Genomic DNA, 14687 nt, shown 5'->3' on the forward strand with positions numbered 1-14687 from the left:
CACACGTCCAAATGTGGGAGCGAGCCTGCTCGCGAAGAGTGCCTGTCAGTCAACATTGATGTTGTATGACGCCGCCTTCGCGAGCAGGCTCGCTCCCACAGTTCTGATTTGTGTCGGGGTCAGAACAGTTCACTGAAGGGAATGAAGCGCAGCGGGTCGCCAATGCCGTGGGTACTGTTTTCCGGCACTTCCACCAGCCCGTCGGCCCAGGTCGCACCGAGCAGAACGCCAGAACTCTGGTTCGGATACAACACCGCGCGCCCCGCCTCCAGTCGTACCCGCAGGTACTCTCGACGGCTGCCAGCCTTGCTCCAGGCGAACCCGGCATTCACCGTGAAGCTCAACGGCATGACCTCTTCCACGCCCTGAATGCGCAGCAGATACGGCCGCGCCAGCAGGCCAAAGGTTACCAGCGCCGAGGTCGGATTACCCGGCAGGCCAATCACCGGCACCGTGCCGAAATGGCCCACGGTCAACGGCTTGCCGGGTTTGATCGCGAGCTTCCACAGCAGCGGTTTGCCGTCGTCGCGCAGCACCTGACCAAGGCAATCGGCATCGCCGGCAGACACTCCACCGGTAGTGAGGATCAGGTCGGTCGCCACTTGCAGTTGCTCAAGTTTGAGCCGCGTCTGCGCCGGACGATCGGGCAGGATTCCTGCGTCAATCACCTCGCAGCCCAGCTCCTTCAGCCAGTGGCCGAGCAGCACGCGGTTGCTGTCGTAGATGCTGCCGGGACGCAGCGGCAGTCCCGGCTCAACCAGTTCGTCACCGGTGGACAGCAGCGCCACACGCGGGCGTCGCACCACGTGCAACTGCGCCAGCCCCTGGCCGGCGGCGACCGCCAGCTCGAACGGCCCAAGGCGTTTGCCGGCGCGCAGCAAAATGTCCCCGACGCGGTTTTCCTGACCCTGCGCGCGAATGTTCTGCCCCGCTTTCAGCGGCTGTAAAAAACGCACGCGGCCATCCTCGAGCACTTCGACGTTTTCCTGCATCTCGACACAGGTGGCGCCGGGCGGCAACGGTGCGCCGGTAAAGATTCGCGCACAGGTGCCGGGCAATAGCGCGTCCGGCGCCTGGCCGGCGTAGACCTTTTGCGAGACCTTCAACGGCTGGCGATGCAGATCGGCCAGGTTCAACGCGTAACCGTCCATGGCACTGTTCGGCCACGGCGGCAGATCGAGTGTCGCTACCAGATCACTGGCCAGCACCCGGCCACGTGCCTCGTCGAGCGGCAGCATTTCGCTGTCGGCCAGTCGTTGCTCATTGGCCATGCCCAGCAACTGATCGAGGGCGTCCTCGACCGGCATCAACGGCGCCTTGCTCATCCGCGTGGCCCACAGGCGGCGACTGATTTGAGGTGCGGCACGAAGTTGCACGGGCGATGGCGGTTATCCAGTTGCTCGGCGAGGATGCCTTCCCACGCGGTGCGGCAGGCACCGGTCGAACCCGGCAGGCAGCACACCAACGTGCCGTTGGACAGCCCGGCCAGCGCACGGCTTTGCACGGTCGACGTGCCGATGTCGAGAATCGAAATCGCGCGGAACAGCTCGCCAAACCCATCGATCCGCTTGTCGAGCAGACAGGCCACCGCTTCCGGCGTGCTGTCACGGCCGGTGAAGCCGGTGCCGCCGGTGATCAACACCACCTGAATGCTGTCGTCGGCAATCCACTGCGCGACCTGAGCGCGGATCTTGTACAGATCATCCTTGAGCAGATTGCGCTCGCTCAAGGTATGACCGGCCTCCAACAACCGACTGACCAGCAACTGTCCCGAGGTATCGCTGGCGTAATCGCGGGTATCGCTGACCGTCAGCACGGCAATGTTCAGGGGGACAAACAGGGCATCCGCTTTCGCACTCATGGGAATCTCCGGCAGTAATTGAGCTGATTGCCGAGCAGCCTAAGTGCCACTTATGAGTACTGTCTAATCACTCTGACCAACCACATTATCGACGTGCTCTATCGGTCGTTTCGCCAGTGGCCAACGCCTGTGAAACCACAGGTGATAGAGCTGATCAATAGCGTTTTAAACAGCACCGATTGGACGAATCGACGGCCAGATGAGATCGTCGCCGCTCGCGCTTTCTGTGCGCTGCGCGCATCTGCGTCAATACTCAATCCAATTTCTCAACGAGCAGGTGCCTTCGTGGACATCAAACAACTCAAGTTCCTGATCGCGCTGGACGAAACCCGACACTTCGGCCAGGCCGCCGCCCGCTGCCACATTACCCAGCCGACCCTGTCGATGCGATTGCGCAATCTGGAAGATGAGCTGGATCTGGTGCTGGTCAATCGTGGCCAGCGCTTTGAAGGTTTCACTCAGGCCGGCGAACGGGTGCTGGCCTGGGCGCGCACCCTGCTGGCCGCGCATGATGGTTTGTTCGCCGAAGCGGCGGCGTGTCGCGGGCAACTGGTCGGTAGCCTGCGCCTGGGTCTGGTGCCGCTGAGCAACTTCAACCCGGTCAATTACATTCAGAGTTTGTCCGGTACGTATCCCGAGCTGAAATTCAGTCTGTCGTCGGGGAGTTCCGACGAGATCATCGCCGGGCTTGGCAACAATCAACTGGATCTGGGCGTGTGCTACCTCGACCACGTCAACCCAAACTATTTCGATTTTTTCGAGATCGGCGAAACTCGCGTCGGGCTGCTTTACGACAACCGCCACTTCCATTTCGAAGGCTCGGAAATGAGCTGGGAAGACGCCGCCGAACTGCCGCTGGGGATGATCACCACCGGGATGCATTACCGTAAATCCATTGACCTGAGCTTCCGCAGTCGCGGGCTCAATCCGCAGCCGATCATGGAAAGTGATTCGACCTATCAGTTGCTGCAGGCGATTCACCAAGGCTTCTGCTGCTCGATCATGCCGCTGGACAGCGGACTGGAAGAACCGATCGAACACCTGTCGTTCATGCACCTGCCGGATGCCAGCGTGCTGGCGCCGCTGGGGCTGGTGATGCGCAAGACCGAGCCGCGTTCGGCGATTGCCGAGAAGTGCTTTGCCGAGGCGCGGAAGATGTTCGGGGTTGAGGTGCCGGCTGTTTGAGTGACTATCCAGACATTGCTGTTGGACGCCTGGCCGCCTTCGCGAGCAAGCCCGCTCCCACAGGTTGAATGCATTTCAAATGTGGGAGCGGGCTTGCTCGCGAAGAGGCCCGGCCAGCCAACACACATTTCGGATATGACAGCGGTGATCGACCCACCCAATCACCAGATCAGAACAAGCGATTGGACGCACTTTCACCACGCCCGTAGCCTGAACCCACTTCAGCGCTTCGGGACTTTTCAAGATGCTCTGCCACGTCGAACCCACCACCGAACCCAACGCCCCCGCGCCGCCACCGTCACAGGTCGCGTTTCGCGAATACCTGCAAGACGCCCCGCTCTCCCACGCCGCCCTCGCCGCGGAAATCGCCCTGGCGATCACCTTCAATGGCCTGAGCCAGGCGGTGATGATGGTCTCGCCCGGTAACCTCGAAGATTTCATCCGGGGCTTCAGCCTGAGCAACGCGATCATCGACAGCGTCGACGAGATCTACGACATCCGCCTGAGCCATTTCGATCAGGCCTGTCAGGCCGACGTGCAGATTTCCAGCCGCGCGTTCTGGGCGCTGAAAGATCATCGTCGGCAAATGGCCGGCACCAGCGGCTGCGGCATCTGCGGCGTCGAAGCGCTGGAGCAGGCGCTGCCGCAACTGCAGATCCTGCCACCCTGCGCACTGCCGCCGGCCGCGCATTTCGAGGGCATCCGCCAACGTATCGAACAGGCTCAGCAACTGGCGCGCAGCAGCGGCGCCCTGCATGCCGCGCTGTACTTCGATGCCGAGGGTGAAGCGCTGCTGTGCCGCGAAGACATCGGCCGGCACAACGCCCTCGACAAGCTGATCGGCGCGATGCAATGCGCGGACGTCGATGCGCGTCAGGGCTTCGTGGTGGTCACCAGCCGTTGCAGCCTCGAACTCATCCACAAAGCCGTGCGCGCGCGCCTCGGCACCCTCGTCAGCCTGTCCGCGCCCACCGCGTTGACCGTGCGCTGGGCACTCAGGCATCGGCTCAATCTGATCCACGTTCCGCACCGCAACGCCCCCCGAATCTACAGCCCGATCCAGGAGTCATCGCCATGAGCAACACCCTCACCCACCTCGACGATCAGGGCCGCGCCAACATGGTCGATGTCAGCGACAAAGCCGCGACTCGCCGCGAAGCGACGGCGCAAGCCTGGGTGCAGATGCGCCCGGAAACGCTGCAGATGATCCAGGCCAACGGGCACCCCAAGGGCGACGTTTTCGCCGTGGCACGCATCGCCGGAATTCAGGCAGCCAAGCGCACCCACGAGCTGATCCCGCTGTGCCATGCGCTGCTGCTCAGCTCGATTCACGTCGAACTCAAGGCCTGCGAACCGGACCGTGTGCAGATCATCAGCACCTGCCGCCTCACCGGCCAGACCGGGGTCGAACTCGAAGCCCTGACCGCCGCCAGCGTCGCCGCATTGACGATCTATGACATGTGCAAAGCGGTGGACCGGGCAATGGTCATCAGCGACATCCGCCTGCTGAGCAAACAGGGCGGACGTTCCGGGCATTTTCAATGGGAGGACGCGCAATGATCCTGATCAACTACTTCGCCAGCTACCGTGATCGCCTCAATCTGGGCGGTGAAAAAATCCCTTTGAGCGACAACCTGACCTGCATCGAAGACGTGCGGCAATTGCTCATGGCCCGCGGCGAGGAATGGCGCGAAGTGCTCGGCGCCGGCAACCTGATGTGCGCGTTGAATCAGGAACTGTGCCAGCCGAGTGCGGCCATTGAGGACTTCGACGAGATCGCATTTTTCCCACCGGTCACCGGGGGCTGAGCATGACGGTTCGAGTTCAGTACAAAAGTTTCGACGTCGGCCAGTTGACCGCCGACCTGCATGCGCGCAATCCACGGGTGGGCGCGGTGGTGAATTTCATTGGCTATGTGCGCGATCTGAACATTGGCCAGAGCGTGAACGAGCTGTTCCTCGAGCACTACCCAGGCATGACCGAAAAAGCCCTCGAACAGATCGCCGACGAGGCGCGCGAGCGCTGGCCGCTGCTGGGAGTGGAGATTGTGCATCGGGTCGGCGCGCTGGCGGTCAGCGAACCGATCGTGTTCGTTGGCGTCAGCAGCAAGCACCGGCACATGGCGTTCGAAGCCTGCGCGTTCATCATGGACGTGCTCAAGACCCGCGCGCCGTTCTGGAAGCGCGAGACCACGGCGCAGGGTTCGCATTGGGTCGAGGCGCGCAACAGTGATCAGGATGCGGCGCTGCGCTGGAGCCTGGCGCATGCGTGATCCTGAAGAGTGAATCAGACCGGAGCCTGGCGAATCGTCGCGCCGTCCCGCTGGGGCGCCATGCGGCTTCAAAAAAGCAGGACTGCTTCGCAGCCCAGCGGGAGCAAGCTCCCTCGCCACAGGGTCAGTTGACCGATAGCACTTTTTCACAAAAGCCTGATTAGATAGCGGCTTCGACAGCATCCCCCTCAGGAGCCGCGCTTGAGCACTGGTGTTTACCATTGCAGTGTTGATCGTTTGCGCCCTTGTCGGGCTGGGCTTTCACCTGCTGCGCTGAGCAGCGGCCAAAGAGGCAGGTGCGCAATCAGCGGTTTACACGCCCGCGGATTGCCCCTTACTATCCGGGCACACCGGTCGGCGGGGCCATCCCGCCACCGACGTTTTCCGCCAACGGAAACACGCGTTATGAGTACGTCACCACAACAATCAGAAACGTTGAACGTCTCTCGCCTGCGCGCCCTCTCCCACAGGGGCGGCGTATGAATCGTATCGTCAATCTCCCCATGGCCCTGCGCCGTTCCAAGCTGCGTCACTCCGCACGCCCGCCGGATATCGCCTGCTGATTCTCTCAGTCAGAAAAGATCCTTTTGTGGCGAGGGAGCTTGCTCCCGCTGGACTGCGTAGCAGTCCCCTGCCTTTGAATCAAAAAGCGAGAGCCGCTTCGCGCCTCAGCGGGAGCAAGCTCCCTCGCCACAGGTTTTGTGTCACGTCTGACTGATCTCCATTTGATTCCTGCCGGGACGCCATCGCTGCGTCCGGCCCGATTCTGCGCGCCTGTGCGGCGCCATTGTGAGTGATTGACCATGAAATTCGCAGCCATCGAAGACGCACGCCTGTTCCTTGAACAGAACCCTGATATCGACATGATCGAGCTGTTCATCCTCGACGCCAACGGCGTGCCGCGCGGCAAGTTGTTGCATCGCGAAGAACTGCTGGCGGTCTACGCAAGCGGTCGCCCGCTACCCAGCACCATCCTTGGCCTGACCGTGCAGGGCGAAGACGTGGAAAACTCTGGTCTGGTGTGGGATGTCGGCGACATCGACTGCCGCGCCTACCCGCTCGAAGGCAGTCTGGTGCGCCTGCCGTGGCGGCAGATTCCGACCGCGGCGGTGCAGGTCAGCATGCACCCCACCGAGGGCCTGCCAGCGAGCATCGCCGACCCGCGTCATCTGCTGATCAAGGTGATCGACGGTCTCAAGGCCGAGGGTTATCACCCGGTGATGGCGTGCGAGCTGGAGTTCTATCTGCTCGACGCCAAACGCGATCACAATGGCCGACCGCAACCGGCGCTGGATGCCGACGGTGGCCGACCGCGACATACCCAGGTCTACGGTTTGCGTGAGCTGGAACAGATCGAACCGTTTCTTGCCGACCTCTACAGCGCCTGCAAACTGCACGGCATTCCGGCGCGTACGGCGATCTCCGAATACGCCCCGGGCCAAGTGGAAATCACCCTCGAACACGGCGATGCACTGGTCGCGATGGATCAGGCGGTGCGTTACAAACGTCTGGTCAAAGCGGTGGCGCACAAGCACGGCATGCGGGCGACGTTCATGGCCAAGCCGTTCGATGATCTGGCCGGCACCGGCATGCACATGCACGTCAGCCTCGCCGATGCCGAAGGGCGCAATCTGTTTGCTTCCGAGGACCCGGCCGGCACCCCGCTGCTGCGCACCGCAATTGGCGGCATGCTCGCCTCGCTGCTCGATACGCTGCTGCTGTTCTGCCCCAACGCCAACTCCTACCGCCGCTTTCAGGCCAACAGCTACGCGCCATTGGCGCCGACCTGGGGTGTCGACAACCGCACCGTCAGCCTGCGCGTACCCGGCGGCCCGGCCAACACCCGGCACATTGAGCACCGGATCTGCGGCGCCGACGCCAACCCGTATCTGGCGGCAGCCGCGATCCTTGCCGGGATCCATCGCGGCATTCGTGAACACCTCGATCCGGGTGCGCCGGTCGAGGGCAACGGCTATGCGCAAGCCAAGGAGCTGCTGCCGACCGACTGGCTGACTTCGCTGCAGGCGCTGGAGAATTCCGCGTGGGCGCGGGATGCTCTGGGCCAGGAATTTCTCGGCGTGTACCTGGCGGTGAAACGCGCCGAGTACCGGCAGTTCATGGCCGAGGTGGGTGAGCAGGATTGGCGTTGGTACCTGACCGAAGCCTGAAGCACAGCATCAATCCCCCTGTGGGAGCGGGCTTGCTCGCGAAGGCGTCGTCACATTCAATATTTCAGTGACTGACCCACCGCATTCGCGAGCAAGCCCGCTCCCACAGGGGATTGCACTCCGAATTCCGAATTTTGTGTGGACACTGACATGAGCCAACGCTGCAATTCCTACTACACCGCCACCCTCAACCAGGACACCGACTACCCGACCCTGCAAGGCCGGCATCAGGTCGATGTGGTGATCATCGGCGGCGGATTCACCGGCGTTGCCACCGCCGTCGAACTCGCCGAAAAAGGCCTGAAAGTCGCCATCGTCGAAAGTCACAAGATCGGCTGGGGCGCCACCGGGCGCAACGGTGGACAAGTCACCGGCAGCCTCTCCGGCGATGGCGCGATGCGTAAGCAGATGCGCCCGAAACTCGGTGATGAAGTCGACGATTTCATCTGGCACCTTCGCTGGCGCGGGCATCAAATCATCCAGCAGCGCGTGGCGAAATACGGCATTCAGTGCGACCTCAAGCACGGTCACCTGCACGCTGCCTACAAACCCAGTCACATGGATGGTTTGCGCAACGATTACGAGGAGGCCGTACGTCGTGGCCTGGGCGATGAGGTCAGCCTGCTCGACCGCAGTCAGGTACGCGACTTGCTGCAAACCGACCTCTACCACGGCGCGATCAAGAACACTCGCAACATGCACCTGCACCCGCTCAACCTGTGCATCGGCGAAGCGCGGGCGGCAGAAAGTCTCGGCGCCTTGATCTTCGAGAACAGTGAAGTGCTGGAGATCATTCACGGCAAAACCCCTGGGGTGCGCACCGCCCATGGCCAGATCGACGCCAATCAGGTGATGCTCGCCGGTGACGTCTATCACAAGCTCGAACCGGGTCAGCTCAAGGGCAAGATTTTCCCGGCCATGGGCGGCATCGTCACCACCGCGCCGCTGGGTGATCTGGCGCGGCAGATCAACCCTGAAGACCTCGCGGTCTACGACTGCCGTTTCGTCCTCGACTACTACCGCCTCACCGCCGACGGGCGCCTGCTGTTCGGTGGCGGCGCGAACTACAGCGGCAAGGATTCACGGGACATCGCCGCCGAACTGCGCCCGTGCATCGAGCAGACCTTCCCGGCGCTCAAAGGGGTGCCGATCGACTACCAGTGGAGCTGCGCGATGGGCATCGTGATCAACCGCATCCCGCAACTGGGCAAGCTCTCGGACAACGTCTGGTATTGCCAGGGCTACTCGGGACACGGCATCGCGACGACGCACATCATGGGCGAAATCATGAGCCGGGCGATCACCGGGCAGATGGAACAGTTCGACACCTTTGCGCAGTGCCAACACATTCGCGTGCCGATGGGGGATCTGCTGGGCAACCCGTTGCTGGCGGCGGGAATGTGGTATTACCAGATGCTTGAAAAGCTGCGTTGATCGCACTGGCCCTTTCGCGAGCAGGCTCACTCCTACAAGGGGAACGCATTCCAACTGTAGGAGTGAGCCTGCTCGCGATGAGGCCATCGGCCGCAGCGCAAAATCTCAATCAGACAACTGCTCCACCAAAATCCCCAACCGCCGATAATCCTCGACACTCCCCGACGCCACATGCCGCTCGGTAATCAGCGTGTGCAGGCGCGTGCACGTCGCCACCACAAACGGCTCCACCGCCCCGAGCTTGTCCGCCGTGGTCACCGCAATCACCCGTGCCGCGCTGTCGAGCAGTGCCTGCTTCACCGGCACTTCATCAAAATGCAGCGAGGTGATACCCACCTCCGGGTGAATCGCGCAGACCCCGGTGAATGCCAGATCGGCCTTGATCCCGGCCAACAACCGCACCGCCTCGTGCCCACTGGCCGACATCGTGTGCGGGTTCAGTTGCCCACCGGCCAGAATCACTTTCACGCCCTTGTACTCGGACAGGGCGATGGCGGTCATCGGCGCGGCGGTCACCGCGGTAATCTGGATATCTGCCCGCAGCGAGCGCGCCACCTGCAACGTGGTCGAGCCGGAATCGAACAGCACAATCTGCCCGTCCTCGACCTCGCGCGCCGCCCGTTGCGCCAGCCGCACTTTCACCTCGTCAGTCTCATCCAGCCGGGTGAAATAATCCTTGCCGGAGTCCTTGGGCCTTGGCAGCGCCCCGCCATGCACGCGCTGCACCAGCCCGGCGTTGTCCAGTTCGGCGAGATCGCGGCGGATGGTGTCTTCGGACACGGCGAAATGCTGGCTCAACTCGGAGGCCATGACCTTGCCGTCGCGTTCGAGGATCAGGAGGATTTTCTGCCGGCGCAGGGAGGGCAGTTCATTGACCGAGTGATCGTGCATGGTTTTGCCTGTTTGTGCTTGTAGTTGCAGGTTTTGCCGAGACTAGCGAAAGCCTCGGGCAAACACAAACCGTCCGCTATCAATTGTTTCGATCATTGGAATCAACAGGCCGAATTTTTTCTTTGCATTCAGCCTGTTCAGAATGGCCTCACTTTAAAAAGGCTCAGGATGAACAGCTGATGAATCTCAATTTTGCGTTTGCGTGCATGATCGTGGTGTCTTTTGCGATTGCCTTGGGCCACGCCTGACCCACTACACCGACGCCGCCAGGTGCTCTCGCAACCATTTGTGTGCCGGATCGCGGTGCGCGCGCTCGCCCCAGAACATCGCCATTTCGTAGCTCGGCACATGCAGCGGTGCCTCGACCACCTGCAACGCCGGGTTGCCGCGCACCAGCCGTGACGGCAGCATCGCCACCAGATCGGTACTCGCCAGCACCGACATCACCATCAGAAAGTGCGGCACCGACAGCACCACTTTGCGCGCCAGACCGACCTCTGCCAGCGCCTTGTCGGTCACCCCGAAAAAGCCCCCGCCCTCGCGCGACACCATCACGTGTTCCAACGCGCAGAACTGTTCGCGAGTCGGCTTACTCTTCAACCCCGGATGCCCGACACGCCCGGCCAACACGTAATGCTCGGTGAACAGCACCCGCTGATGCAGATCCAGCGGCGCCTCTTCGGTGATGTGCAGCGCCAGGTCAAACACGCCCTGCTCCGCCTGCTTGAGCAATTGCGCCGGCAGCAGATCTATCACCGCCAGCCGCGTGCCCGGCGCCTGAATGCGCAAACCGCTGAGGGCCGGCAGCACCACCGTCGACTCGCCGTAATCCGTCGCCGCAACCTTCCAGAGGTGGCGGGCCTGCGCCGGATCAAAGGCACTGGCCGGCGCAACCGCCCGCTCCAGTGCTTCCAGCGCCTCGCGCAACGGCTCGCGCAATTCATCGGCCCGCGCCGTCGGGCGCATGCCGCGCGGTCCGGGCAGCAACAGCGGGTCGCCGAAGATCTCGCGCAGCTTGGCCAGGTGCACGCTCACCGATGGCTGCGACAGGTTCAAGCGCTCGGCTGTACGGGTCACATTGTGCTCGGCGAGCAACACGTCGAGGGTCAACAACAGGTTGATATCCAGTCGTCTCAAATTATTCATGGCTATACCAGACATATCAGACATTCATTTCCAATATACCTGTGGAGCGCCGATCCTGCTGTCATTCAGCAACCGGAGCATCAACATGAACGTCCTACTGGTCTACGCCCATCCCGAACCGACTTCCCTCAATGGCTCGCTCAGAGACTTCAGCGTCCAGCGCCTGCAAGCCGCCGGTCATACCGTGCAGGTCTCCGACCTGTACGCGATGAACTGGAAGACCGCCCTCGACGCCGACGACGCCCCCGGCCGGGACGAGTCTCAACCGTTTCACGCGTCCCTCGATTCGAAACGGGCCTACGCCGAAGGTACCCAGGCCGCCGACATTGCTCGGGAACAGGAGAAGCTGTTGTGGGCCGATGCACTGATCCTGCAGTTTCCGCTGTGGTGGTTCACCATGCCGGCGATCCTCAAAGGCTGGGTCGAGCGCGTGTACGCCTATGGCTTTGCCTACGGTGTCGGCGAACACTCCGATGCGCGCTGGGGTGAGCGTTACGGCGAAGGCAAGATGAAAGGTAAACGCGCAATGCTGCTGGTCACCACCGGGGGCTGGGATTCGCACTACAGCCCACGCGGGATCAACGGGCCGATTGATGATTTGCTGTTTCCGATCCAGCACGGCGTGCTGTTCTACCCCGGTTTCGACGTGGTCCCGCCCTTCCTGGTGTACCGCGCCAGCCGCATGGATCAAGCGCGGTTTGCCGAGACCTGCGAGGCGCTGGGCACGCGTCTGGATGAGTTGTGGAGCACGCGGCCGATTGCGTATCGGCAACAGAATGCCGGGGATTACGAGATTCCGGCGTTGACGTTGAAGGAAGGTATTGCACCGGGGCTTGAGGGCTTTGCCGCCCACACTCGGTAAAGATATGTGAACCTTTGTGGCGAGGGAGCTTGCTCCCGCTCGGCGACGCAGTCGTCGCAAAACCTGCGATTTCGGTACACCTGAAACACCGTGGTATCGGGGTTTGGCGCCGCTTCGCAGCCCAGCGGGAGCAAGCTCCCTCGCCACAGGGGGGTGTGCTTCAGACTTCCCCCCGCACTCGCCGCACCTGCACCAGCAACGCCGGGGCAAAGTGCAGCAACACCATCCGCGCCAGGTGATGCGTGAGGATGAACACCACATTCAACCCGCCAGCAAACGCGACAATTGCAATCGTCTCGATCGCCCCCGGCATGTATGCCAGCCACAGCGACAGCGGATCACTGTGCAGCCGACGCGCCGCCACTTCGGCGAATGCCGCCGCCACCACGATCATCAAGCCGACCGTTATCAGCGCGGTACGACCATGCCGCCCCAGCTCAGCAAGACCGAGCCCCTGAAACCGCGAACCGATCCGCACCCCCAGAATCAGCGCCGCCAGATTCAGGCTCCAGTCCGGCATATGAAAGCCGTGTAGCCATCCCGACTTCACAAACACCGCCGTGAGGAGAATCGCCGTCAACATGAACGGCGCTGGCACGCCGATCATCAACAGCAGTCGCCCGATGACGATACTCAAACCGATCAGCGCCAGCACGGTCAACGCCATGCCCGTGCTCAACGGAGCGCTTTCAACCACGGCCAGCGAGGCCTGCCCGGGAATCAAAAAACTCACCAGCACCGTGATCAGCAGCAAGCGCATCAGGTGCACGATGATGACTTTGCTCGAAGCCTTTTCCGATTCCAGTAAATCGAACACCGCCGCCAGTGCGCCGGGGTACACCGCCAGCAGCGCATCGGTGCGATTCCAGCCTGCGCCGCGGGTCAGCCACCATCCCGCGAGTGCGATTTGAACCGTCAGGCAGATCAGCAACACGCCAAGGCTTGGCAGCATCGCTGAAGCCGTCGCACTGTCCCACGCCTCGAACATCAGCCCGGTGGCGATGCCCAAGGTGACCTGGATGTAGCCCAGGCCGTAAGGCGTCGCGGGGGCAAAACCGAACCTGGTGGCGACCAATGCGCTGACAAGAATCGCCCCCAGCAACAGGCCATGAGGAACACCGCTGACCTGCAACGCAGCGCCAACGGCAGCCGCGATCAACAAACACAGAATCGATTTCATATTCGCCTTCCTGGCTATTCAACTGACCCGACATCAATCCCATGTAGGAGCTGCCGCAGGCTGCGATCTTTTGACTTTGATTTTTACAAGCAAGATCAAAAGATCGCAGCCTGCGGCAGCTCCTACAGGGGGGTATTCGTTCTTACGTGCGCAACCGCCCGATCGCCCGCCGATACTTCTCGACCCGCTCCAGATCCTCCCAACTCGGCGAGGCAATCCGCGACAGGTCGCTGTTCTCTTCCAGATCCGCCAGTTTCACCACCCGGCCAATCGGGTTCTGCGCCGCACGCTCGACGAAATCCTCGTAGGACTCGCCGGGCACTTTGGTCACGGATTCAATAGCGCGCAAAACGTCTTCATTGAAACCTTCCTTGCGCAAATCATCGAGGCTGATGCCGCAATCCTCGACCACGTCGTGCAGCACGGCGACGATGCGTTCTTCCAGCGTGGTCATGCGCAACATGACTTTCAGCGGATGCAGAATGTACGGCGCACCGCCCTTGTCGACCTGCCCGGCATGGGCGGTGGCAGCGATGGCGATAGCGCGTTCGAGGGTCTGGGTCATGGAAGTCTCCGTGGTTTAAACGCCATAGCGGCCGCCAACGTGGATGTTGCGTTTGAGCCAGTTGCGGATCGTTTCAAGCCGTCCGGTTGGCTTCGCAAGCCCGGAATGACGTTGAAGAATCAGCGAGACCACGGTGGACTGATCGGCATTTGGATGGGCATCGATCAACTCGGCAACCCACGCGCAGTCAGCCTTCCTCAGGTGTTCACGCCACTCGCCCGGCCAAGCGTCCAGCTCATTCAGCGCCAACCACCGCGCACCGCCATGCTCCATATGCCCGCCGGACATCGACTGCTCGAAACAGAAAGGCGAGTCTGGCTTTGCAGGGTCAATGTGAAACAGATAGATGTCGTGGAATGGGTGTTGCGAGGGGGGCGCGTTATTGCGGCTGCCGATTTCGATCATGGGCAATGTTCCAATCCTTGGGCGCTGAATGTTTCCGATTGTTTCGCAGTGTACGCCACGCGAGCAAATCAAAAACCCGATGGAACCTCCCTCCTCGACGCCATCTCGAAACTATAAAGCGCCAAACGCTTCGATCAGACCCGGCGCCCCTGAAGAGGAAACCCCGATGAACATTCGCTTCCTGCTTCTGATCGCCAGCTTCGCCGTCATCCCCACCTGCGTCATGGCCGAAGGCTGCGACGTTCAGACTCAATCCTCCAGCGCTTCGGTGCCAACGGTGGAAACCCACAGCTGCTACGAATACGAAGGCATGCCCGTCAGCTCCATCGACTGGTCGTGCAGCAATGAAAGCAAAGACATGCTCAACAGTAAGAAAACCAAGGTCGACCACTGTGCCGACCACTATCAGGCCACATGTATCGCCACGATCACCCAGGAATCCCTGGCCAACCCGCACTCCACCAGCAAAGACAAAAATGCCAAGGCGCTGAACATCCCCGACAACTCCCAAGTGACCACGTACTACTACGACGTGGAGCATTTGGCCCAGGCGCGAATTGATTGTGAGAATGGTGGCGGGCATTGGAAGGCAAAGTAAGCGTTTGATATCCGTGTTTGCGACATGTCTAGTCCTGAAATAGGTTTACACCTGTTTCAGTCTCAAAACGCCCGATGCACCGCATCGGGCGTTTTGTATTTCAGGGATAAGTGCGGCCGC

Annotated in this window: 16 protein-coding genes; 9 read left to right on the forward strand and 7 right to left on the reverse strand. The window is 61.6% G+C overall.

All coding sequences use genetic code 11. From position 1 onward, the window contains the following. Positions 1-119: 119 nt before the first annotated feature. Together glp and moaB are read right to left on the reverse strand one after the other, a co-directional pair. Complete coding sequence (glp, locus tag ACIOUG_RS03045) at positions 120-1325, reverse strand: gephyrin-like molybdotransferase Glp (protein WP_401062395.1); 1206 nt, start codon at positions 1323-1325, stop codon at positions 120-122. Further along, complete coding sequence (gene moaB, locus ACIOUG_RS03050) at positions 1322-1861, reverse strand: molybdenum cofactor biosynthesis protein B (protein WP_401062397.1); 540 nt, start codon at positions 1859-1861, stop codon at positions 1322-1324. Before moaB ends, glp begins: the two co-directional genes overlap by 4 nt. Positions 1862-2146: 285 nt before the next feature. Between moaB and ACIOUG_RS03055 the strand changes: the two genes are divergently transcribed. From ACIOUG_RS03055 to ACIOUG_RS03085, 7 genes are all read left to right on the forward strand, one after another. Beyond that, on the forward strand, positions 2147-3046 hold the full coding sequence (locus tag ACIOUG_RS03055; protein WP_401062399.1) for a LysR family transcriptional regulator: 900 nt from the start codon (positions 2147-2149) through the stop codon (positions 3044-3046). Between the two features lie 244 nt (positions 3047-3290). Next, positions 3291-4124, forward strand: coding sequence for a formate dehydrogenase accessory sulfurtransferase FdhD (gene fdhD, locus ACIOUG_RS03060; protein WP_401062401.1), 834 nt, complete (start codon positions 3291-3293; stop codon positions 4122-4124). Further along, on the forward strand, positions 4121-4606 hold the full coding sequence (gene moaC, locus ACIOUG_RS03065; protein WP_401062402.1) for a cyclic pyranopterin monophosphate synthase MoaC: 486 nt from the start codon (positions 4121-4123) through the stop codon (positions 4604-4606). Before fdhD ends, moaC begins: the two co-directional genes overlap by 4 nt. Next, positions 4603-4854 (forward strand): MoaD/ThiS family protein, encoded by a 252-nt coding sequence (locus ACIOUG_RS03070; RefSeq protein ID WP_003226078.1) that lies wholly within the window; start codon positions 4603-4605, stop codon positions 4852-4854. The genes moaC and ACIOUG_RS03070 overlap by 4 nt, the downstream gene beginning before the upstream one ends. A 2-nt stretch (positions 4855-4856) precedes the next feature. Beyond that, complete coding sequence (moaE, locus tag ACIOUG_RS03075; protein ID WP_401062404.1) at positions 4857-5318, forward strand: molybdopterin synthase catalytic subunit MoaE; 462 nt, start codon at positions 4857-4859, stop codon at positions 5316-5318. Positions 5319-6121: 803 nt separating this feature from the next. Then, positions 6122-7486 (forward strand): glutamine synthetase family protein, encoded by a 1365-nt coding sequence (locus ACIOUG_RS03080; protein ID WP_401062405.1) that lies wholly within the window; start codon positions 6122-6124, stop codon positions 7484-7486. A gap of 150 nt (positions 7487-7636) precedes the next feature. Then, on the forward strand, positions 7637-8920 hold the full coding sequence (locus ACIOUG_RS03085; RefSeq protein WP_401062407.1) for an NAD(P)/FAD-dependent oxidoreductase: 1284 nt from the start codon (positions 7637-7639) through the stop codon (positions 8918-8920). 105 nt (positions 8921-9025) lie between these two features. Here ACIOUG_RS03085 and ACIOUG_RS03090 read toward each other — a convergent pair whose 3' ends face one another. Further along, positions 9026-9811, reverse strand: coding sequence for a DeoR/GlpR family DNA-binding transcription regulator (locus ACIOUG_RS03090; protein ID WP_401062408.1), 786 nt, complete (start codon positions 9809-9811; stop codon positions 9026-9028). A 252-nt stretch (positions 9812-10063) separates the two neighbouring features. Next, on the reverse strand, positions 10064-10957 hold the full coding sequence (locus tag ACIOUG_RS03095) for a LysR family transcriptional regulator (protein WP_401062410.1): 894 nt from the start codon (positions 10955-10957) through the stop codon (positions 10064-10066). Between the two features lie 85 nt (positions 10958-11042). Between ACIOUG_RS03095 and ACIOUG_RS03100 the strand changes: the two genes are divergently transcribed. Then, on the forward strand, positions 11043-11819 hold the full coding sequence (locus tag ACIOUG_RS03100) for an NAD(P)H-dependent oxidoreductase (protein ID WP_401062412.1): 777 nt from the start codon (positions 11043-11045) through the stop codon (positions 11817-11819). 160 nt (positions 11820-11979) lie between these two features. On the opposite strand, the gene ACIOUG_RS03105 is transcribed toward ACIOUG_RS03100, so the two are convergent. The 3 genes from ACIOUG_RS03105 to ACIOUG_RS03115 form a co-directional block, all read right to left on the reverse strand. Continuing rightward, positions 11980-12999, reverse strand: coding sequence for an AbrB family transcriptional regulator (locus ACIOUG_RS03105; protein ID WP_401062413.1), 1020 nt, complete (start codon positions 12997-12999; stop codon positions 11980-11982). Positions 13000-13141: 142 nt separating this feature from the next. Further along, positions 13142-13564, reverse strand: coding sequence for an HD domain-containing protein (locus tag ACIOUG_RS03110; protein ID WP_401062414.1), 423 nt, complete (start codon positions 13562-13564; stop codon positions 13142-13144). 15 nt (positions 13565-13579) lie between these two features. Then, positions 13580-13969 carry a hypothetical protein gene (locus ACIOUG_RS03115; RefSeq protein WP_401062416.1) on the reverse strand — a complete coding sequence of 130 codons (390 nt, stop codon included), beginning with the start codon at positions 13967-13969 and terminating at the stop codon, positions 13580-13582. Positions 13970-14135: 166 nt separating this feature from the next. On the opposite strand from ACIOUG_RS03115, the gene ACIOUG_RS03120 reads away from it, so the two are divergent. Then, on the forward strand, positions 14136-14567 hold the full coding sequence (locus tag ACIOUG_RS03120) for a hypothetical protein (RefSeq protein ID WP_401062417.1): 432 nt from the start codon (positions 14136-14138) through the stop codon (positions 14565-14567). Positions 14568-14687: the final 120 nt, after the last annotated feature.

Origin of the sequence: Pseudomonas sp. NPDC087803 (assembly GCF_044742995.1) — a bacterium.
In the GTDB taxonomy this organism is placed as follows: domain Bacteria; phylum Pseudomonadota; class Gammaproteobacteria; order Pseudomonadales; family Pseudomonadaceae; genus Aquipseudomonas.